The organism is Pseudomonas sp. PME37.24/025 (genome assembly GCF_055556615.1).
In genome coordinates this window covers 114154-135968 of sequence record NZ_JBVHNK010000003.1, presented here as the reverse complement: position 1 = coordinate 135968, position 21815 = coordinate 114154, and the positions used below count along the sequence as shown (strand labels likewise).

Genomic DNA, 21815 nt, shown 5'->3' with positions numbered 1-21815 from the left:
TGCCCGCGATGAAGACGCTGCGGTCTATCGGCTCATGCACAAAAACTGCATCCGCTCGATATACGCCTGAATCTCACGCATCGCTGCTTCCCGGTTTTCAAACGGCCCCTCCAGCGTGCGTTCCCGTGTGGTGAAATACAGCTCTCCATTCACACGACACAACCGGTCACAACGAAAGTGGGTGGCGGGGGCGTTGTCTTGGGCGCGCATGCCGTACATGGGCGATCTCCTGCGGGTGACGGTTTCAATGAGCTTATGCATGAACCACTTGCCCCGCCTGGCCACCTGATCGACGGCATATCGTCAACTTTAGGGTGCGACCTGCACAGTTTCATTCGCGGCCCGTTGGCAACTGTCCCTGTGTCGCGCCCCGGTCTGAGCCTAGAATGACCGTTTTCGCCAATCGGCTTCGGGGTCAGCATGCATATTTCATCGGGTCGCTGGGTTTATGGTCTGTGCCTGGCCTTGCTGACCGCGCTGCTGTGGGGAATCCTGCCGATCAAGCTCAAGCAAGTGCTACTGGTGATGGACCCGGTGACGGTGACCTGGTTTCGCCTGCTGGTGTCCGGCGGTTGCCTGTTCATTTATCTGGCGGCGACCAAACGCCTGCCGAGTCGCAAAGCCCTCGGCCCGCGCGGCGGCTGGCTGGTGTTGATGGCGGTACTCGGTCTGGTCGGCAACTACGTGCTGTACCTGATGGGCCTGAACCTGCTCAGCCCCGGCACCGCGCAACTGGTGGTGCAAATGGGCCCGATCATGTTGCTGATCGCCAGTCTGTTCGTGTTCAAGGAACGGTTTAGCGTGGGGCAGGGGATTGGCCTGTTGGTGCTGCTGATCGGCTTTGCATTGTTCTTCAATCAGCGTTTGAGCGAGTTGCTCACCTCCCTGACCGATTACACCGTCGGTGTGCTGATGGTGCTGTTGGCGTCCACGGTCTGGACCTTCTATGCCTTGGGCCAGAAGCAGTTGCTCACGGTGTGGAATTCGTTGCAGGTGATGATGGTGATTTACCTGTTCTGTGCGCTGTTGCTGACGCCGTGGGTGCATCCGCTGGAGGCGCTGCAGTTGAGTCCGCTGCAAGGCTGGCTGCTACTGGCGTGCTGTTTGAACACGTTGATCGCTTACGGCGCCTTCGCCGAAGCGCTGGCCCATTGGGAAGCCTCACGGGTCAGTGCGACGCTGGCGATCACGCCGCTGGTGACCTTTGCCGCCGTGGCCGTGGCTGCGTGGTTATGGCCGGAGTATGTGCATGCCGAGCAGATCAATGGCTTGGGTTATGGCGGGGCGGTGTTGGTGGTGCTCGGGTCGGTGTTGGTGGCGTTGGGGCCATCGTTGATGGCGGGGCTTCGTGCCCGGCGGTTGCGGATGGCGGCCAGTTAGACTGCGTTATCGTTCATCGCGGGCAAGCCACGCTCCCACAGGTTTTGTGTCGATCACAATATTCAGGATCGACACAAATCCTGTGGGAGCGTGGCTTGCCCGCGAAGACTGACTGTCGGCGCCAGAGATCTCAGCCTTTGGCACCCGCCTCCAACATATCCTCCGGCCTCACCCACGCATCGAACTCTTCATTCGTCAGATAGCCCAGCTGCAACGCCGCCTCGCGCAAGGTCAGCCCCTCGCTGTAAGCCTTCTTGGCAATCTCCGCCGACTTGTCGTAACCGATATGCGGATTCAGCGCCGTCACCAGCATCAAACCTCGTTCCAGATGCTCGGCCATTTTCTCGGCATCCGGTTCCAGCCCGGCAATGCAATGCTGCTGGAAATTGCTGCAACCATCGCCCAGCAAGCGGATCGATTGCAGCAGGTTGTGGATGATCACCGGTTTGAACACGTTCAATTGCAGGTGGCCCTGACTGGCGGCAAAACCGATGGCGACGTCGTTGCCCAATACCTGACAGGCCAGCATCGACAGCGCTTCGCACTGAGTCGGGTTGACCTTGCCGGGCATGATCGAACTGCCCGGTTCATTGGCTGGCAGTTTCACTTCGGCAAACCCCGCTCGCGGCCCGGAGCCCAGCAGACGCAGGTCGTTGGCGATTTTCATCAGGGTCACGGCAAGGGTCTTCAGTGCGCCGGAGAGGGTGACCAACGGTTCGTGACCGGCCAGGGCAGCGAATTTGTTATGGGCGGTGACGAACGGCAAGCCGGAAAGGGCGGCCAGTTCAGCAGCGATCGCTTCGCCAAAACCGTGGGGGGAGTTCAATCCGGTGCCAACCGCAGTGCCGCCCTGAGCCAGCTCACAGACGGCCGGCAGCGCACTGCGAATCGCCCGCTCTGCGTAATCCAGTTGCGCGATGAACGCCGAGAGTTCCTGGCCGAAGGTAATCGGCGTGGCGTCCATCATATGGGTACGACCAGTCTTGACCAGTTTCATGTGCCGTGCGGACAACTCCGCCAACCCGCCAGACAACTCGCTGATCGCCGGCAGCAAATGCTGTTGCACCGCCTGAGCCGTCGCGATGTGCATGGCCGTGGGGAAGCAATCGTTGGAGCTCTGGGAACGGTTGACGTGATCGTTGGGGTGCACCGGAGTCTTGCCACCGCGCGGGTTGCCGGCCAGTTCGTTGGCGCGACCGGCGATCACTTCGTTGACGTTCATGTTGCTCTGGGTACCGCTGCCGGTCTGCCAGACCACCAGCGGGAACTGGTCGTCATGGTCACCGTCGAGTACTTCGTCGGCGGCTTGTTCGATCAGCCGGGCGATGTCGGCGGGCAGGTCGCCATTGCGATCGTTGACGCGCGCCGCGGCTTTCTTGATCAGGGCCAGGGCGTGCAGCACCGCCAGAGGCATGCGCTCGTTGCCGATGGCGAAGTTGATCAGCGAGCGTTGCGTCTGAGCGCCCCAGTAAGCGTCATCCGGGACTTCTACCTGGCCCAGGCTGTCGGTTTCAATACGGCTCATCATGCACACTCCTGTAGGTCTGATAGCGCAGTTTAGGCCGTGATCGCCGGCTGTGGTTCCATCAGTCTGGAATTTGACCGTTCAACCCCTCTAAATCAGGCGTGACAAGGCTTGGGGTTGAGTGACACACTTTTTTAGGTGCAGAATGGACGCCCTTGAGGTTTTGCCTCGCCTGCTAGAAAAGGAAACTCGATGACTCGTCTTCGTGCCATCTGTACCGCGGTTGCACTGGTTTGCGCCAGCGGCCAGGTTTTTGCCGATACCGCCAGCCACAACGCCAGTGCCGAAGCTTTCCTGACCCTGGCGCACGCTGACAAATTGGGCACTCCGGTGTACATGCAAGTGCAGCAAATGTTCGCTCAGCGCTTTGAACAGACCAAAGCCCCTGAATCGAAAAAAGCCCTGCTGGAAACTTACCAGGCCAAGGCCAACGCTGCTCTGGACGCAGCCATTGGCTGGAACAAGCTGAAGCCGGACATGGTCAAGCTTTACACCACCAATTTCAGCGAATCCGAGCTCAAGGATCTGGTTGCGTTCTACCAGTCTCCACTGGGCAAGAAAGTCCTGGAAAAAATGCCGCAGCTGACTCAGCAATCGGCCCAGATGACCCAAGCCAAGCTGGAAAGCGCGGTGCCTGTGGTCAACAAACTGCTGGCTGACATGACGGCTGAGCTGGAGCCTAAAGGCGCCGCTGCTCCTGCCAAGAAAAAGCCTTAAGCGGAGTTCGGGATGACCATGCAACAACGCATCGAATCGACGCTCGGGCTGCTACAGCCCGAGCATCTGCAAGTGCTGGATGAAAGCCACATGCACAGCCGTGGGTTACAGACCCACTTCAAGGCGGTGGTGGTCAGCCAGCAGTTCGAAGGCCTCAATCGCGTCAAGCGTCACCAGAAGGTGTACGGCACTTTGGGCGAGCTGATGGGCGAGTTCCATGCGTTGGCGCTGCATACCTACACGCCGCAAGAATGGGCACAGATCGACGCGGCTCCGGCCTCGCCGACCTGTGCTGGCGGTAGCAAGCATTAGTGTGACGGGCTGAAGAGCTGAAGAGCTGAAGGGCTGTTGTGGCGAGGGAGCTTGCTCCCGCTGGACTGCGAAGCAGTCCCAAAACCTGCAACAGCATTCTGTCTGAAAGAGTGCAGTCGCCAGCATTACGACTGCTTCGCAGCCGAGCGGGAGCAAGCTCCCTCGCCACAAAGGCATCTCACAGTCCTAAAATCACACCGTTTTTGCTAGAATCCGCAACGCGCCGCTCACCCGGCGCGTTTTTTTTTCGCATCCGGTTCACCCCTTACGAGGGTAGCCACCTGGAGAATTACCGATGACACAACAGATTGTCGTGGCGGCACTGTATAAGTTCGTCACCCTGGAAGATTACGTCGCCCTGCGCGAGCCGTTGCTGCAAGCAATGGTCGACAACGGCATCAAAGGCACCCTGCTGATCGCCGAAGAAGGCATCAACGGCACCGTGTCCGGCAGCCGCGAAGGCATTGACGGGCTGATGGCCTGGCTCAAGAACGATCCACGCATGGACGACATCGATCACAAAGAGTCGTACTGCGACGATCAGCCGTTCTATCGCACCAAAGTCAAACTCAAGAAAGAAATCGTCACCCTCGGCGTCGAAGGCGTGGACCCGAACAAAAAAGTCGGCACCTATGTGGATCCACAGAACTGGAACGCGCTGATCAGCGATCCGGAAGTACTGCTGATCGACACCCGTAACGACTACGAAGTCTCGATCGGCACCTTCGAAGGCGCCATCGATCCGAAGACCACCAGTTTTCGCGAATTCCCCGACTACATCAAAGAACACTTCGACCCGGCCGTGCACAAAAAAGTCGCGATGTTCTGCACCGGCGGCATTCGCTGCGAGAAGGCTTCGAGCTACATGCTCAGCCAGGGCTTTGATGAGGTCTATCACCTCAAGGGTGGCATCCTGAAGTACCTCGAAGAGGTGCCGCAGGAAGAAACCAAATGGCAGGGCGACTGCTTCGTGTTCGATAACCGCGTGACCGTTCGTCACGACCTCAGCGAAGGCGACTACGATCAATGTCATGCCTGCCGTACGCCGGTCAGCGTCGAAGACCGCGCATCCGAGCACTACGTGGCCGGCATCAGTTGCCCGCATTGCTGGGATAAGCTGAGCGAGAAAACCCGTCGCAGTGCCATCGACCGGCAGAAGCAGATCGAACTGGCCAAGGCGCGCAATATGCCGCACCCGATCGGTTACAACTACAAGCAAACTCCTTCCGAGGCTTGAACCATGTCTGCATGTCGCCTGCTCTATGTGATGGACCCGATGTGTTCCTGGTGCTGGGGTTTTGCGCCAGTGGCCAACGCGCTGGTCGAGCAGGCGCAGGCGGCGGGGGTGGACGTGCATCTGGTAGTCGGCGGTTTGCGCACCGGCAGCGGCTCAGCGCTGGAGCCGACCACTCGGCGCTACATCCTTGAACACTGGCAGGCGGTCACCGAGGCCACCGGCCAACCGTTCAAATTTGAAGGCGCGTTGCCCAACGGGTTCGTCTACGACACCGAGCCTGCGTGTCGGGCGCTGGTGACGGCGCGCAGCCTGGCACCGGATTGCGCGTGGAAATTGCTCGGGTTGATCCAGCACGCGTTCTACGCCGAAGGGCGCGACGTCACCCACGCCAGCGTGTTGGTTGAGCTGGCAGAGCAGGCGGGTTTGCCGCGCATCGAGTTCGCCGCCGCGTTCGACCGTGCCGATATGCACGCCGCGACCGCTGCCGATTTCACCTGGGTTCAGGACCTGGGCATTGCCGGTTTCCCGACCTTGCTGGCGGAGCGTGATGGTCAATTGGCGTTGCTGACCAATGGGTATCAGCCTTTGAGTGTGTTGTCACCGTTGCTCGGCCGCTGGCTGGAGCGCGCTGCCTGTGCGTGAGCTGTCCGATGACGTTCCAGCCCTTGCACGTGTCGACCGTCTGAGCTGGGCGGAAATCCGTCGACTGGCCCTTCACCATAAAAAATCCCTGTGGATCGCCAACGGCGTCGCGGTGTTGGCAACGCTGTGCAGCGTGCCGATCCCCTTGCTGTTGCCGTTGCTGGTCGACGAAGTACTGCTGGGCCACGGTGATGCCGCGCTGAAAATCATGAACCACGCGCTGCCTGACGTCTGGCAGAAAGCTGCGGGTTACATTGGTCTGATGCTATTGGTGACCCTGGCACTACGCTGTGCGGCGTTGTTGTTCAACGTAGTGCAGGCGAAATTGTTTGCGGCGCTGGCCAAAGACATTGTGTATCGGATTCGGGTGCGGCTGATCGAACGGCTCAAGCGTATCTCCCTGGGTGAATACGAAAGCCTGGGCAGCGGCACGGTGACGACGCACCTGGTCACCGACCTGGACACGCTGGACAAATTCGTCGGCGAAACCCTCAGTCGTTTCCTCGTGGCCATGCTGACGCTGGTGGGCACCGCCTCCATCCTGATGTGGATGCACTGGAAACTTGCACTGCTGATCCTGCTGTTCAACCCGCTGGTGATCTATGCCACGGTGCAGTTGGGCAAACGGGTCAAACACCTGAAGAAACTCGAGAACGACAGCACCTCGCGCTTCACCCAGGCCTTGACCGAAACCCTGGATGCGATCCAGGAAGTGCGCGCCGGTAATCGTCAGGGGTTTTTCCTCGGACGGCTTGGCCAGCGGGCGCGTGAGGTGCGCGATTACGCGGTGAACTCACAATGGAAAACCGATGCGTCGAACCGTGCCAGCGGCTTGCTGTTCCAGTTCGGCATCGATATTTTCCGTGCCGCGGCCATGCTCACCGTACTGTTTTCCGACCTGTCCATCGGCCAGATGCTGGCCGTGTTCAGCTACCTGTGGTTCATGATCGGTCCGGTGGAGCAACTGCTCAACCTGCAGTACGCCTTTTACGCCGCCGGCGGTGCACTTTCGCGAATCAACGAGTTGCTGGCCCGCGCCGATGAGCCGCAATACACCGGCAGTGTCGACCCGTTCCAGGGGCGAGACACGGTAGGCATCGAAGTTCAGGGGCTGAGTTTCGGCTACGGCGACGAGTTGGTGTTGAACCAAATGAACCTGTCGATTGCCCCCGGTGAAAAAGTCGCGATTGTCGGCGCCAGCGGCGGTGGTAAAAGCACCCTGGTGCAGTTGTTGCTGGGTTTGTACACGCCGCTGGCCGGCACCATCCGTTTCGGTGGTTCGACTCAGCAAGAGATCGGTCTGGAAACCGTGCGTGAAAATGTCGCCGTGGTCTTGCAGCATCCGGCACTGTTCAACGACACGGTGCGCGCCAACCTGACGATGGGCCGCGAACGTAGCGACGAAGCCTGCTGGCAGGCATTGGAAATTGCTCAGTTGCACAACACGGTGCGTGAATTGCCCAACGGCCTGGACAGTATTGTCGGGCGCTCCGGTGTGCGTTTATCCGGCGGGCAGCGTCAGCGCCTGGCGATTGCGCGAATGGTGTTGGCCGAACCCAAAGTGGTCATCCTCGACGAGGCCACGTCCGCCCTGGACGCAGCCACCGAATACAACTTGCACCAGGCACTGGCGCGGTTCTTGAGCAACCGCACCACGCTGATCATTGCGCACCGCTTGTCGGCCGTGAAGCAGGCCGACCGGGTGTTGGTGTTCGATGGTGGGCAAGTTGCCGAGGATGGCGACCATCAGCAGTTGATTGCTGATGGTGGTTTGTATGCCAGGCTTTATGGGCATTTGCAGCAGCATTGAATCAATGCCACAGGACGTTCAGGGCATTTTCACCGCCGTCGAAACCGAACTCCTTCATCACTACCGAGCACGAGTTGCAAGGTGGCATGGTGGTGGCGACGTCGACTGATTTGATCGATTGGGGGGAGGGGTATTTCTCGCGGATTACACCGATCAACTTGCTCTCGCTGTCCAGTGAGGTCGGTGCGCTGGTCAATGTCGGTGTATAGGTGTCGATGTCTTTTATAGTGTGTGGCACGGCCAGCAGTTTGCCCTCGGGTGTCACGTTCAGAGAAGTGCCGGGGGGTGGCTGATTGAGATCAATATTGAAGTACGTCGTTTCTCCGACCTTCACATGATCTGCCCCCGGTTTTTTTTTGAACAATGGCAAATGCCCGGTCGTCCCCTGCGCTCCTGAAACGCTGACATAAACTTCCCGTTTTCCCGCCGCGGTGGTTACTTCGGCGTACGCGATATTTCTCGGGTTGCGAGCGCGCTGGCTTCGAGGGATCAGGTTCTGGAGCTTTTGCATCGTGCTGTCGATCCGCAGGGCGCTGTCCACATTCCTCGGTTTGATGGTCGGTGCAAGGAACAACGTGTCGAATATTTCTATCGTCCTCTGGCGAAACACTTCCGGTGCCTCCTTGCTGCGTGCCCAGTTTTTCGCACCGTCTGGCAGTCGGGTGACGATCATTCGAGTAGAGTGATCGAACAGAACCGCCTCCCCAGGACTGGTATCGACCTTGAGCAGCTTGAGCGTATCGGGCGGGTTCACGTGACCGCCAATCGGAATGGCAATTTCTTCCATTGTTTTCAACGCACGTTCCACCGCTTCCGTGCCATAAATCCTTGCCATATTGTTGGCATTCAACGATCCGGTGTAGACAGTCAGCAATTCTGCTTTGAGATCTTCCGGCAATGTGGAAGCTTTCTTGAAATTCAGCGTGTCTCTTATGCTTTGACCTTGTGCCAGTTCGGCGACGTAAAAAGATCCAGCATCCAGCCGGGTGAACACATAGCGCTTCGAGTCGTCTATCGCCGGGATGATGGTGGCACCGGCCTGAAAGGTATCAAATTGATTCTGGTTCCTGTAGGGAAGACTCACCTTGATCCTCCCATAAATTCCTTTTTGGAACTCCACCGTAGCCGGGAGTCGGCTTTTTTTCTTCAAGGTTTTAAGCAACATCGCCCGATCCGCAGTGGCTGGCGTATAGATACTGTCTCCGAACCAGGGCGCCCAGCCTTTGTTTTCGTCGAAACTGCCGATGGCAGGCGTCGGCGCCGGATCTCGGGTGACGTAACTGGTTTTGCATACGTCGGAACCCGGCATGCGCCGTACCCGGCAAGGTAAGGTTTTGAACAGCGACGGATCGTCGATCAGGTCGGCGCGGCGCAGTTGATTGCCCTCCAGCTGATAGGGGATGTCGTCAACCAACAGCGTGGTGCGACCATCAACCTCAAGTATTTCGCGGACGTGGGCGTGTTCCGGAAGTTCTGCCAGCACATGGGATTCGGTAGAGGGCAGGGTGTTGAAGGTTGATTGGCCCTGCACAAGGTTTCGGTGGTTATTGCGCAGACGCGGGCCATAGGGTAAGGACGTTACCGGGTCGACGAGATGGAATCGTTTCGAACCCGTCGGGCCGGTATTGCGCATGAGTACGTCATCAACCCCGTTGATTGTCGCCAGTTGATCACTGTTTGCCAGCGGTCTCCAGCGCCCGGGTTCGATTGCCTGGGGCATATTGTGGACCAGGCGGTAGCTGTCGGCATGTCCTGTCAGTTTCTTGATGCCGCCAAGACTTATGCGACCAACTGTGAGCAGCCCGTTCCTGGCGCCGCTTCCCAGTGTCTTCAGCAGCGACGGAATGCCGTCCAGCGGGTTGAGGTTTGTCAGCGAAGTGGTCAGAAGTCTGCCGGCCAACGTTGAAAAAGACGGCAGGCTTGCTTTAGCGGCCATGCGTGATGACCCTGCTGCGAGCCTGATCAAACGCACCGAACCCGAAATGAATTTTCCGATAGGGCAGAGGAACGAGGCCAGATCAAACAGGAGTCCGACCCCTCCGAGGATTTTGCTCGCGGTACCGTCCGACATTAGATCTTCAATGCTGCCCCAGAAAGGCACGAACCCTTTGACAAGCGCTACGAACGCTTCTTGCCGTTGCTCACTTTCGGCTCTGATGATGTCGAATTGCGTCATCCCGCGAGCCTGGACACGCAACTGCTGCTCATCGACGTAGAGAAAGTTCGATGCAATGTAGTGGGCCACGGCATTCAATCGGGATGTCAGCGCTAATACTTCACTGCCGATCGCGGTGGAGCCGGGTAGTACAGCAGCCGGCACATGTCCCACCACATCGAGAAATCCTATGTGGGACACCCGTTCTGCGGGCGCATTGCCTTTTGAATGAGCGGTCCAGTCGAGCAGGAGCGTAGTGCTGATATTGTGCTCAGGATCATAGGTTTGTCCGGGGATTGAAGCATGCAATGGGAATTCGGTACGAACGCCGTCGATTATCGAGAGTCTCAACCCGGTTCGTGGACGAATGACGCCGACACTCGGGATGAGTTCGTAATAGGTGATTTCACCCTTGTGGGTCACCTCTAAAACGAAACCCTTTCTTGCTCGCCGCTTTTCTGATTGCCCACCCGGCCTGTCTTGCTGGCGCAGGCTCAACACCTGAACGTCACCTTGTTCCAGCGCCCGCCGGTCAGCCAATGGCAATGAGGCCAGTAGACTGACGATCAGGGTCTGATAGGCCGTCCTGATGGTTGTGAGATAGTTTCTGAAGTCGGACTCAAACTGCGCATTGATGTCCGGTAACGTCTTGTTATGGGACATCCTGTAAGTAATCTCTCTGGAAGCGCCAGTGTGGTCCTTTCCCATTGCATGGTAGTTTCGCTTGTCGTCGATTATGAACGTTCGGTCGGTTCGCGTTTTGCCATCGGAGCCGGTGATAAACCATGTTTTTCCGTCATCGAATTGGCCGTCTGCATAGAGGTCGAGAAACGCGTGGCCTGACGGTTTCAAAGTCGGCATGTCTTTGGACCCCAAACCGCTTGGTTGCACCTCAGGCAAGAACCTGCGCCCGTCCGATTCGAATGTATCAGCACCAAACAGATCATCTTTCACCTGTTTGGCCATCTTCATTCTTTCAGGGGGTGGTAAATCCAGCGTCATCACGGCTTTGCTCAGGCTTTCGCTTTGGCTTGCCAGCGCTGCCATCGCCCGCTTGATATCCTCCTTGTCGTAATCCGACGCCGTGCGCGATTTTACGACCCCCATGCAGACCGCCCATTCCAGAGCAGGACTCAACCGCAGTCGCGCGATGGTCTCAAGCTGTTCGGGCGAGGCGCCGACGCTGTGCTCCAGAGGCAGGTCTACGAGCTGTTGAAAGGACAATGGTTGCGATCGATTGAGGCCAAGCTCATCGGCCAATAGCACACCGTGCATGAAGTTCACCCACACCACCGAGCTCTTGTAACGAAGTTCGGACGGGATATCGCGCACGGCGAAATCCTTTGAAAGCCGGGTCTGGAACACGTGCGCCAGTAATATTGCCTCGTGGGTATTGATGACACGCCGGGTGTGCAGTAAGTGCTGTTCGAATTCGCTGCGCAGGGTCTGATAGCTTTTGCCCCAGTGTGCCGGGTCTTGCCAGCGGAAGCCGGCGAGCTCTTGCGGTTCGTCGGCCGATGGCGCGTGAAGGTAAAGGCATATGGCTTTGCAAACCAGTTGATGGCGTACGGCGGCCGGTGTCTGTTCGCCGGGCAGTGCACCGTACCACTTGAGCTTCTTGAGCAGCCGGTCTGCCAGATCGAGCGTTTCGGTGGTGTTCAGTATCCGCTGGAGGAATACCGAAGGCGTCGCGCGCAGTTCCTCGGCGGACGCGAGACGCAATATGTCGCCGCTCAAGTGACGGATCAACGAGGACTTGCCGGTCATGAAATTTTTTACAGTATCGACGATTCGGGCATTGATGCGTTTTGCCTTGTACATGTCGATGGTCATGGATTGCGCAAGGGCAGGTGTCGCGAGCACTAAGGCCTTGAACCGTTTTCCGTCCTGGGTGGTGGGTTGGGGAATCAATGCGTCGATATCCGGGCCGTCATCAAGTCCGAGCGTTTGTCTGGCGCGAAATTCTTCGTTGGCGGCTGTGTCGGGTGCAGCTAAAGACGTCGATGTCATGTCGTACTCCTTATGAACGAGTTCCCGTACAAAGGGAAAACCTGGAGTACCCAGTAAATCGATCTTCAAATCTGCTGTGGCTGTACATATATATGCCTATATGCCGGGACGCTTGTACTCCAATGAGGCCGATCCGCCGCTTGCCGGAACCGGGAACGCCTCCTAGTCTTGAGGGGATGGTCTGATAGAGATGGAAGATCAGGCAGTGATCATGCAAGGGACCTCATGAAGCAGAAGCGGACTCTCGGAACGCCACGGTTGTTGGGTATCGTCTGGCCATTTATCGCTGTCGTGTTATTTCAGGCATTGTTGGGCGGCGTCAGCCTTTACGTTCTTTCGGCGGTTCGCGGCTACGTCGGTGGTGAAAGCCTGTGGTCCAAGGGCCAGAAAGACGCCATCTATTACCTCAATCTCTACGCCGACAGTCGCGACGAAACGATTTTTCTCAAATACCAGAACGCGATTGCGGTACCTCAGGGTGGCCATGAATTGCGTCTGGCGCTGGATCATCAGCCACCGAATATCGACGCGGCGCGCATTGCGATCCTCAAGGGCGGCAACCACCCGGACGACGTCGCCAGCGTGATTTGGCTGTACCTCAATTTCCGGCACTTCAGCTACCTTGAAAAAGCCATCGACCTCTGGACGGTCGGTGACGCATACCTGGTGCGACTCGATGATGTCGCGCGCGAGATGCACCAGCGCATTGCCGATAGCCAGGCCACCGATGCCGACGTCAAACGCTGGAAGGACCAGATTTTTGCCATCAACGATGGCGTGACGCCTGCCGCCAAAGCGTTCAGCGATGCCTTGGGCGAAGGCTCGCGGGTGATTCTTCGGCTGCTGTTGGTGACGAACCTCGCCACAGCGCTGGGTTTGATTGTGTTGGCACTGCTGCGTACTCATAAACTGCTCAAGCAGCGCCATGCCTTCGCCGATGCGTTGCAGCTGGAGAAAGACCGGGCGCAGATCACTCTGCAATCGATTGGCGACGGGGTGATCACCACGGACGTCGAGGGCGCGATTGCCTATATGAATCCGGCCGCCGAGGCCTTGACTCACTGGAAGGCCGAACAGGCGGCGGGGTTGCCATTGGCAGCGTTGTTCAATCTGCTGGACGAGAACGCTCAGGCTGATGGTTTTACCTTGATCGAGCACATTTTGAGCGGTCAGCTCAGCGGTGGCAGCGAGCATTCCAAACTGATCCAGCGTCTGGATGGCAGCACGGTTTCGGTCACGCTGGTCGGCGCCCCGATCCGCAATACGGGCAAGGTCAGTGGCACCGTGCTGGTGCTGCACGACATGACTCAGGAGCGGCAATACATCGCCAATCTGTCCTGGCAGGCGACCCATGACGCCCTGACCGGGCTGGCCAACCGCCGCGAATTCGAATATCGCCTCGAACAGGCCCTGCATAATCTGACGCGCCAGGTGGGGCGTCATGCCTTGATGTTTCTCGATCTGGATCAATTCAAACTGGTCAACGACACCAGCGGTCATGCGGCGGGCGACGAGCTGTTGCGGCATATCTGTGCGTTGTTGCAATCAGGCTTGCGCGAAGGCGACACCCTGGCCCGATTGGGTGGCGATGAGTTCGGCATTCTGTTGGAAAACTGCGCACCGGAAGCGGCCGAGAAAATCGCCGAAGGCCTGCGCCAGACCGTGCAGAACCTGCACTTTGTCTGGAAAGGCCGGCCATTCGTGACCACCGTGAGCATCGGTCTGGTGCATGTGGCCCAGAGTCCGGTCACCCTCGAAGCTTCGCTGCGTGCTGCTGACATGGCCTGTTATATGGCCAAGGAAAAGGGCCGCAACCGGGTTCAGGTCTATCACGCCGACGACTCGGAGCTGTCCCTGCGCTTTGGCGAGATGGCCTGGGTGCAGCGTCTGCATGTAGCGTTGGAAGAAGACCGCTTTTGCCTGTACGCCCAGGAAATCGCGCCCCTTGGTGCTGACGAGCAGGGCCGCGGGCATATCGAAATCCTGCTGCGCCTGCATGACGAAGCGGGGCGCATGATTCTGCCGGACAGTTTCATTCCGGCCGCCGAGCGTTACGGTTTGATGACATCGATTGATCGTTGGGTGGTGGAGAACGTTTTCAAAGTCATTGCCCAGTGCATCGCCCAAGAGCGCGAAGGGCCGTTGGCCATGTGTGCGATAAATCTGTCAGGTATTACTATCGGAGATGAGGCGTTTCTGGACTTCCTTCGTGAACAGTTTGTTGCATATTCAGTTCCACCTGAAATGATTTGTTTTGAAATTACAGAAACCAGCGCGATTGCAAATCTGCGTAGTGCAATTAGATTTATCAATGAACTCAAAGGCTTAGGCTGTCATTTTTCGCTAGATGACTTTTGCGCCGGTATGTCCTCATTCGCGTACTTGAAACATTTACCTGTAGACTTCCTGAAGATCGACGGGAGTTTCGTAAAGGATATGCTGGACGACCCGATTAACCGCGCCATGGTCGAAGTGATCAATCACATCGGTCATGTCATGGGTAAGCGCACGATTGCCGAGTTCGTTGAAACACCTCAGATCGAGCAGGCATTGCTGGAGATCGGGGTGGATTACGCTCAAGGGTATGTGATTGAACGCCCGCATCTGTTTACCTGGGATAGTTTGCAAAGTCGTCCTGCCCGGCCCCGACCTTTGTTGTTCAAGGCGCCCGGCACGTTCCGTTGAAACTCTTGCTGATCTAAAAATCACAATCAAAAGGAGCGCGACAGTGATCGACACATTCAACAGAACCGGACCACTCATGGAAGCTGCAAGTTATCCCGCCTGGGCTCAGCAACTGATCCAGGATTGCAGCGAGAGCAAGCGCCGGGTTGTCGGACACGAACTGTATCAACGCATGCGAGATAACAAACTCAGTGCAAAAACCATGCGTCAGTACCTTATTGGTGGCTGGCCGGTGGTCGAACAGTTCGCTTTATACATGGCTCAGAACCTGACCAAGACTCGTTTTTCGCGCCACCCTGGCGAAGACATGGCGCGTCGCTGGCTGATGCGCAACATTCGCGTCGAATTGAACCATGCCGATTACTGGGTGCACTGGAGCCGTGCTCACGGTGTCAGCCTGGAAGATCTGCAAGCCCAACAGGTGGCTCCTGAGCTTCACGCCTTGAGTCACTGGTGCTGGCACACCAGTTCGTCGGATTCGCTGATCGTGGCCATCGCCGCCACCAACTACGCCATCGAAGGGGCGACGGGGGAGTGGTCGGCACTGGTCTGTTCCACTGGCGTCTACGCAGCGGCGTTCCCCGAGGAAGATCGCAAGCGGGCCATGAAGTGGTTGAAGATGCACGCCCAGTATGACGATGCCCATCCATGGGAAGCGCTGGAAATCATCTGCACCCTGGCGGGGATGAACCCGAGCAAGGCACTGCAAGTGGAATTGCGCCAGGCTGTCTGCAAAAGTTACGACTACATGTATCTGTTCCTGGAACGTTGCATGCAGTTGGAATTGGCAGTGAAAACCCCGGTAGTCCGTGAGCGGATGGAGTTGGCAGAAAGCTGATCCTCTGAAAGCAACACAAACCAAATGTGGGAGCGGGCCTGTGGTGAGGGGGCTCGCCCCCGTTTGAGTGCGTAGCACTCACAAGATCTTTGGTGCATCAGAGATTTGGGGGCTGCTTCGCAGCCCAACGGGGGCAAGCCCCCTCGCCACACAAGCCCGCTCCCATATGGGTTATGCAGCGTTGCTGAAATATCAACCCGCCATCGCTAGGCGGTTACGCCCCTCACGCTTGGCCACATACAGCGCACTGTCGGCCCGTCGCAACAAACTCTCGGCAGACTCGCCGGGTAGCAGGGTCGAGCAACCGATGCTGACCGTCAGCTCGATCATCTTGCCCTCGGCCTCATAGTCCTGAGCCTGCACTGCAAACCGCAGTCTTTCACCGACCATGGCTGCCGCTTCCCGACTGGTATTGGACAGCAGGATCATGAATTCTTCGCCACCAAACCGGAACACCATGTCGACGTTGCGCAACTGGTTTTTGATTGAGGCTGCGACGGCCTTCAGCACTTCATCGCCGGCGCTGTGCCCGTAGGTGTCGTTGATGTGTTTGAAGTGATCGATGTCCAGCATCAACAGCGACAGAGGTTGGGAGTGTCGCCGCGACATCTCGATTTCCCGTTGCAGCGTCTGATCCATAGCGATGCGGTTGCCGGTATCAGTCAGCGGATCACGCAATGCACTTTGGGTCGCCGCTCGGTAGAGCAGGGCGTTTCGCATGGGGAAGAGCAGGGTCGACAACAGTGACTCCAGGTTGCCCTGTTCCTGTTCGCTGAAACGCTGATTGCGGCGGAACACCAGCTCACCCAATTGCTCGCCTTCATGACTGAGGCTGTAGCTGATTGAATGATGACCCCGTGAGCCGAATTGCAGGCGCAAGTCGCTGGGCTGATGTTCATAACTCAAGGCATCCAGCGGCACAAGGCGCTGAATTTCACGGAAGAAGAGTCCGAGAATGCGTTGCGGCTCAAGACTGGTTTGCAGTTGCAGGCCCAGCTCCTGGCGCAACTGCGCAAGACTGACGGGCCGCTCCAGAAGGGGAGGCTGCTGACCAAAGCCCAGGCGTTGCAATTTGGCACTGTCGAAGTCAATTGCGTTGGTCTGGGAAGGTGATTTCATATGGCATGAGCCCCTAAGCAGTAAGGCTGTCTTACAGGCTGGGTGAGAGCGGCTTTGGGCTGCGCGTCATACTGGTCCATCAGTCCCGTAGGACATTTGGCACGAGTTTAGTCCGCTTTGCCGAAGATTAGTAACCTCTCGGCTCAAGCTTTGCCCCGTCTGCTTTCACACGGCGTGTCTGAACAAAGTTAGAGCGAAAGTCGTGCCATTCGGTTCAGTCGAAGAAAAAAGCTTTAAAAATCAAAATACTGAAGGGTCATACAAGCGAAGTTGCGAAGGGCGATGACATTTATTTGACTTGAACAGGGGGTAGTTGCCACCGAGTTTGAGTGCCGCGGCGGGAAGCCGTCGCGGCAGAAAAGCGACGCACGGGCGTTACTGAGCGTTGAATGCCTGGCCATTGATGCCGGTACTGTCCGGACCCATGAGGTAGAGGTAGACCGGCATGATCTCCTCGGGTGTCGGGTTGTTCAGCGGGTTTTCACCGGGGTAGGCCTGAGCGCGCATGCTGGTGCGGGTGGCGCCGGGGTTGATGCTGTTGGAGCGCACCGGTGCGACCGTATCCACTTCGTCGGCCAGGGTTTGCATCAGGCCTTCGGTAGCGAATTTGGAAACGCCGTACGCGCCCCAGTACGCACGACCCTTGCGACCGACGCTGCTGGAGGTGAATACCACCGAGGCGTCCTGAGACAGCTTGAGCAGTGGCAGCAGGGTGCTGGTGAGCATGAACATGGCGTTGACGTTCACGTGCATGACGCGCATGAAGTTCTCGCCGGACAACTGCTCGATCGGTGTGCGCGGCCCGATGATCGAGGCGTTGTGCAACAAGCCGTCGAGGTGGCCGAACTCGGTCTCGATCATGGCCGCCAGTTCATCATATTGATGAGGCAGTGCGGTTTCCAGATTGAACGGAATCACGGCCGGTTGTGGATGCCCGGCCGCTTCGATCTCGTCGTAGACCTGAGTCAGATTGGCTTCGGTCTTGCCCAGCAACAATACGGTGGCGCCATGGGCGGCGTAGGTTTTTGCAGCAGCAGCGCCGATGCCACGGCCAGCGCCGGTGACCAGGATGACCCGGTCTTTGAGCAATTCAGGGCGGGCGGAATAATCAAACATAAAAAACCTCGACTAAAACAGAAAACAGATCGCGGTGCGGCCATCGCGGGCAAGCCCGCTCCCACATGTATCTCGCAATACCTGTGGGAGCGGGCTTGCCCGCGATGGCGTCAGCACCGACAACCCAGTTTCAGGGCATAAAACCGGTTCTCAGCAGCTACAGAGGGCACTATCCAGCACCTGGCGCAACTCCAGCGGATGATCGACCACCACGTCCGCGCCCCAATGGCGCGGGTTATCGTCCGGATGAATATAGCCATAGGTCACGGCAGCCGTCTTGGTGCCGGCATCACGCCCGGACTCGATATCCCGCAGGTCATCGCCGACAAACAGCACACTGGCCGGGTCGAGGTCGAGCATCTTGCACGCCAGGATCAACGGCTCCGGATCCGGTTTGCTGTTCTTCACATGGTCCGGGCAGATCAACAGCGCCGAGCGCTCGGCCAGCCCCAGTTGCTGCATGATCGGTTCGGCGAAACGCAGCGGCTTGTTGGTGACCACGCCCCAGATCAGGTTGGCCTTCTCGATGTCCGCCAGCAATTCGCCCATGCCGTCGAAGAGCTTGCTGTGAACCGCGCAACCTTTGACATAGCGCTCCAGAAACTCCAGGCGCAGCGCCTCGAAACCTGGCGATTCCGGGTCCATGGAAAAGGTCACTGCGACCATCGCCTTGGCGCCACCGGAGATCTCGTCGCGAATGTGTTTGTCGTTCATCGGCGGCAAACCACGGTCAGCGCGCATCGCCTGGCAGATGGCGATGAAATCCGGCGCGGTGTCGAGCAGGGTGCCGTCCATGTCGAAAAGGACTGCTCTGATACGCATCGGCTTACTCCTCGCGCAGGGTCTGGATCATGTAGTTGACGTCGACATCGGCGGCCAGTTTGTAGTGCTTGGTCAACGGATTGTAGGTCAGGCCGATGATGTCCTTGACGGTCAGGCCGGCCATGCGGCTCCAGGCGCCAAGCTCCGAAGGGCGAATGAATTTCTTGAAGTCGTGGGTGCCGCGCGGCAGCAACTTCATGATGTATTCGGCGCCGACGATGGCGAACAGATAGGCCTTCGGGTTGCGGTTGATGGTGGAGAAGAACACCTGGCCGCCCGGTTTGACCATGCGGAAGCAGGCGCGGATGACCGACGATGGGTCCGGCACGTGTTCAAGCATCTCCAGGCAGGTCACCACGTCGAATTGCTCGGGCATTTCTTCGGCCAGGGCTTCGGCGGTGATCTGCCGGTACTCGACACTCACGCCGGATTCCAGCTGATGCAGTTGAGCGACAGCCAGCGGCGCTTCGCCCATGTCGATACCCATCACGGTCGCGCCGCGCTGGGCCATGGCTTCGCTGAGGATGCCGCCGCCGCAGCCGACGTCGAGAACTTTCTTGCCGGCCAGATTGACGCGCTCGTCGATCCAGTTGACCCGCAGCGGGTTGATGTCGTGCAGCGGTTTGAACTCGCTCTCGCGATCCCACCAGCGATGGGCCAGGGCTTCGAATTTGGCGATTTCGGCGTAGTCGACGTTGCTCATGGTGTCAGTCCTCTAAAACTTGAAAAATCCTGTTGCCCCGGTTTTGGTCCAGGGTGCTTACAATTCGGTGCTTACGATTCGGTATGGCCGCTGATGCGCTGGCCCCAGGCCTTGGCAGTGGCGCACAGCTGCGCTTCATCCAGGCGGGTCAGGCGGCGGTTGTCGAGCAGTTGCTTGCCGGCGACCCAAAGGTGTTTCACGCAGTCGCGGCCAGTGGCATAGATCAGTTGCGAAACCGGGTCGTAGACCGGTTGCTGTGCCAGGCCCGACAGGTCGAACGCAACGATGTCCGCCGCTTTGCCGACTTCCAGCGAACCCGTCTCAGCTTCGATCCCCAGCGCACGGGCGCCATTGAGCGTGGCCATGCGCAGGGCGCGATGGGCGTCCAGCGCGGTGGCTGAGCCGGCGACGGCCTTGGCCAGCAACGCAGCGGTGCGGGTTTCGCCGAGCAAATCGAGGTCATTATTGCTGGCCGCACCATCGGTGCCGACCGCCACATTGACCCCAGCCTGCCACAAGCGCTCGACCGGGCAGAAACCGCTGGCCAGCTTCAGGTTCGACTCCGGGCAATGAATCACACTGGTGTTACTTTCTACCAGCAGCACCAGGTCTTCATCGCTGATCTGGGTCATGTGAACGGCCTGGAGGCGCGGCCCGAGCAGGCCCAGGCGGCCAAGGCGGGCCAATGGGCGCTCGCCGCACTGCTCGACCGACTGCGCTACTTCGAAAGCGGTTTCGTGGACGTGCATATGAATCGAGGCGTCAAGCTCTTCGGCGATCACCCGGATTTTTTCCAGGGTTTCGTCGCCCACGGTGTAGGGTGCATGAGGACCAAAAGTGATTTTGATCCGCTCGTGATGCTTGAGATCGCCAAATAATTCGACGCCCTGACGAATGGCTTCATCCGCCGTGGCGGCGCCTGGAATCGGGAAATCGAGGATCGGAATGGCGATCTGGGCGCGAATGCCGCTGTTATGTACGCGTTCGCTGGCGACCTTCGGGAAGAAATACATGTCGGAGAAACAGGTGATGCCGCCTTTGATCTGCTCGGCAATGGCCAGGTCAGTGCCGTCGCGTACAAACGCTTCGTCTACCCATTTAGCTTCGGCCGGCCAGATGTGCTTTTCCAGCCAGGTCATCAGCGGCAGATCATCGGCCAGCCCGCGGAACAGCGTCATTGCCGCATGACCGTGGGCATTGATCAGGCCGGGGGCGAGCAACATGTCCGGCAATTCGCGGATTTCGGTTGCATTAAGCTTCAAGCCTGCCGCGCGCGGGCCGATGAATACGATACGACCGTCGCGGATGCCCAGGGCATGCTCTTTAAGGACCACGCCAGCCGGTTCGACGGGTACCAGCCAGGTTGGCAGCAATAATAGGTCGAGCGCAGCGGTGGGGGTCGGCATCGAAAGTCGGTTCCAGTGCTTTTGTAAAGGATGGCGAAGTATACCCGAGCGTCTTCGCGGGGGGATCGCTATAATCGGCGGCTTTTGTTCATGAGTGCGGGGTAAGTGGATGCGCGATCGACTGTTGGCTGCGGAGAAGGTGAAGGCCATCGATTGGCGTGATGGCGCCCTGTATCTGCTGGATCAGCGTATTTTGCCGTTCGAGGAAACCTGGATCGCCTACACCAGCGCTGCGGGCGTGGCCGAAGCCATTCGCTCGATGGTGGTGCGTGGCGCGCCGGCCATTGGCATCAGTGCGGCGTATGCCATGGTGCTGTCAGCCCGCGCTCGAATTGCCGAGGGCGGTGACTGGCAGGCAGCGTGGGAAGAGGATTACGCGTTGCTGGCCGATTCCCGTCCAACAGCGGTTAATCTGTTCTGGGCCTTGAGTCGCATGCGTGACCGCCTGGACCGCCTCAAGGAAGACGCGGACCCTCTGGCGGCGCTGGAGGCCGAAGCCATCGCCATCCATGAAAGTGATCGCGAAGCCAACCTGACCATGGCCCAACTGGGTGTCGATCTGATCCGCAAGCATCAGGGCAACGCCCAGGCAATCCTCACGCATTGCAATACCGGCGCACTGGCCACCGGCGGCTTCGGAACAGCGCTGGGGGTGATTCGCGGAGCTTTCATCGAGGGCATGGTCGAACGCGTCTATGCCGATGAAACCCGGCCGTGGCTGCAAGGTTCGCGATTGACCGCATGGGAATTGGCCAATGAAGGCATTCCAGTGACCCTCAATGCCGATTCCGCCGCTGCGCATATCATGAAAACCAAGGGTGTGACCTGGGTGATCGTCGGCGCCGACCGCATCACCGCCAATGGCGACGTGGCGAACAAAATCGGCACCTACCAACTGGCGGTCAACGCCATGCATCACGGCGTGCGCTTCATGGTGGTGGCGCCGAGTTCGACCATCGACATGAACCTGGCCAGCGGCGACGAGATCCCCATCGAAGAGCGCGATGGCCGCGAGTTGCTGGAAGTCGGCGGCAAGCGGGTGGGGGCGGATGTCGATGCGTTCAACCCGGTGTTCGATGTGACGCCTGCGGATTTGATCGACGCGATCGTTACCGAAAAAGGCATCGTCGAACGGCCGGACACCGCGAAAATGGCGCAGTTGATGTGCCGCAAGCGCCTGCATTAAAGATATCTGGCGCCTGATAAATCGCCTTCGCGGGCAAGCCCGCTCCCACAGGAATCTGTGTCGAACCGAAAATCTCGGGGCGTGCAGCGATCCCTGTGGGAGCGGGCTTGCCCGCGATTAGGCCCTGAATGTCAATGAAACAAGCCGAATCT

17 protein-coding genes are annotated in these 21815 nt (G+C 58.4%); 9 read left to right on the top strand and 8 right to left on the bottom strand.

Translation table 11 applies throughout. The features are described 5' to 3' along the window. Positions 1-24 precede the first annotated feature (24 nt). On the bottom strand, positions 25-219 hold the full coding sequence (locus ACZ3HH_RS06615) for a DUF6316 family protein (protein ID WP_465803549.1): 195 nt from the start codon (positions 217-219) through the stop codon (positions 25-27). A 201-nt stretch (positions 220-420) separates the two neighbouring features. Here ACZ3HH_RS06615 and ACZ3HH_RS06610 point away from each other — a divergent pair, with 201 nt between their 5' ends. Further along, the gene (locus tag ACZ3HH_RS06610; RefSeq protein WP_465803548.1) at positions 421-1380 is read left to right on the top strand and encodes a DMT family transporter; all 960 of its coding nucleotides are present in this window, start codon (positions 421-423) and stop codon (positions 1378-1380) included. A 130-nt stretch (positions 1381-1510) separates the two neighbouring features. Here the strand turns inward: ACZ3HH_RS06610 and ACZ3HH_RS06605 are convergent, their stop codons facing one another. After that, positions 1511-2905: a class II fumarate hydratase gene (locus ACZ3HH_RS06605; RefSeq protein ID WP_465804029.1), complete on the bottom strand. Its 1395-nt coding sequence runs from the start codon at positions 2903-2905 to the stop codon at positions 1511-1513. Positions 2906-3097: 192 nt separating this feature from the next. Here ACZ3HH_RS06605 and ACZ3HH_RS06600 point away from each other — a divergent pair, with 192 nt between their 5' ends. From ACZ3HH_RS06600 to ACZ3HH_RS06580, 5 genes are all read left to right on the top strand, one after another. Next, positions 3098-3622, top strand: coding sequence for a DUF2059 domain-containing protein (locus ACZ3HH_RS06600; RefSeq protein WP_008005911.1), 525 nt, complete (start codon positions 3098-3100; stop codon positions 3620-3622). A 12-nt stretch (positions 3623-3634) separates the two neighbouring features. Next, positions 3635-3934 carry a BolA family protein gene (locus ACZ3HH_RS06595; RefSeq protein ID WP_008005913.1) on the top strand — a complete coding sequence of 100 codons (300 nt, stop codon included), beginning with the start codon at positions 3635-3637 and terminating at the stop codon, positions 3932-3934. A gap of 295 nt (positions 3935-4229) precedes the next feature. Then, complete coding sequence (trhO, locus tag ACZ3HH_RS06590) at positions 4230-5171, top strand: oxygen-dependent tRNA uridine(34) hydroxylase TrhO (RefSeq protein WP_460145066.1); 942 nt, start codon at positions 4230-4232, stop codon at positions 5169-5171. Positions 5172-5210: 39 nt separating this feature from the next. Beyond that, positions 5211-5813 (top strand): DsbA family protein, encoded by a 603-nt coding sequence (locus ACZ3HH_RS06585; protein WP_465804027.1) that lies wholly within the window; start codon positions 5211-5213, stop codon positions 5811-5813. Next, the gene (locus tag ACZ3HH_RS06580; RefSeq protein ID WP_465803546.1) at positions 5806-7623 is read left to right on the top strand and encodes an ABC transporter ATP-binding protein; all 1818 of its coding nucleotides are present in this window, start codon (positions 5806-5808) and stop codon (positions 7621-7623) included. The genes ACZ3HH_RS06585 and ACZ3HH_RS06580 overlap by 8 nt, the downstream gene beginning before the upstream one ends. A gap of 1 nt (position 7624) precedes the next feature. On the opposite strand, the gene ACZ3HH_RS06575 is transcribed toward ACZ3HH_RS06580, so the two are convergent. Further along, complete coding sequence (locus tag ACZ3HH_RS06575; protein ID WP_465803544.1) at positions 7625-11788, bottom strand: hypothetical protein; 4164 nt, start codon at positions 11786-11788, stop codon at positions 7625-7627. Positions 11789-12013: 225 nt separating this feature from the next. Between ACZ3HH_RS06575 and ACZ3HH_RS06570 the strand changes: the two genes are divergently transcribed. Beyond that, positions 12014-14473, top strand: a complete 2460-nt coding sequence (locus tag ACZ3HH_RS06570; RefSeq protein WP_465803542.1) for an EAL domain-containing protein — start codon at positions 12014-12016, stop codon at positions 14471-14473. Between the two features lie 76 nt (positions 14474-14549). Continuing rightward, entirely contained in the window at positions 14550-15311 is a 762-nt protein-coding gene (locus ACZ3HH_RS06565; RefSeq protein ID WP_465803541.1) for a TenA family transcriptional regulator, read from the top strand. A 192-nt stretch (positions 15312-15503) separates the two neighbouring features. Here the strand turns inward: ACZ3HH_RS06565 and ACZ3HH_RS06560 are convergent, their stop codons facing one another. The 5 genes from ACZ3HH_RS06560 to ACZ3HH_RS06540 all read right to left on the bottom strand — a co-directional run bounded on the left by ACZ3HH_RS06560 (position 15504) and on the right by ACZ3HH_RS06540 (position 20477). Beyond that, positions 15504-16430: a GGDEF domain-containing protein gene (locus ACZ3HH_RS06560; protein WP_465803539.1), complete on the bottom strand. Its 927-nt coding sequence runs from the start codon at positions 16428-16430 to the stop codon at positions 15504-15506. Between the two features lie 375 nt (positions 16431-16805). Continuing rightward, positions 16806-17546: a YciK family oxidoreductase gene (locus ACZ3HH_RS06555; RefSeq protein ID WP_007899713.1), complete on the bottom strand. Its 741-nt coding sequence runs from the start codon at positions 17544-17546 to the stop codon at positions 16806-16808. 150 nt (positions 17547-17696) lie between these two features. After that, positions 17697-18368 carry an N-acetylmuramic acid 6-phosphate phosphatase MupP gene (gene mupP, locus ACZ3HH_RS06550; RefSeq protein ID WP_465803537.1) on the bottom strand — a complete coding sequence of 224 codons (672 nt, stop codon included), beginning with the start codon at positions 18366-18368 and terminating at the stop codon, positions 17697-17699. A 4-nt stretch (positions 18369-18372) separates the two neighbouring features. Then, positions 18373-19071 (bottom strand): bifunctional 2-polyprenyl-6-hydroxyphenol methylase/3-demethylubiquinol 3-O-methyltransferase UbiG, encoded by a 699-nt coding sequence (gene ubiG, locus ACZ3HH_RS06545; RefSeq protein WP_046042598.1) that lies wholly within the window; start codon positions 19069-19071, stop codon positions 18373-18375. A gap of 71 nt (positions 19072-19142) precedes the next feature. Then, positions 19143-20477, bottom strand: coding sequence for a TRZ/ATZ family hydrolase (locus ACZ3HH_RS06540; protein ID WP_465803535.1), 1335 nt, complete (start codon positions 20475-20477; stop codon positions 19143-19145). Positions 20478-20586: 109 nt separating this feature from the next. Here ACZ3HH_RS06540 and mtnA point away from each other — a divergent pair, with 109 nt between their 5' ends. After that, entirely contained in the window at positions 20587-21663 is a 1077-nt protein-coding gene (mtnA, locus tag ACZ3HH_RS06535) for an S-methyl-5-thioribose-1-phosphate isomerase (protein WP_123357749.1), read from the top strand. Positions 21664-21815: the final 152 nt, after the last annotated feature.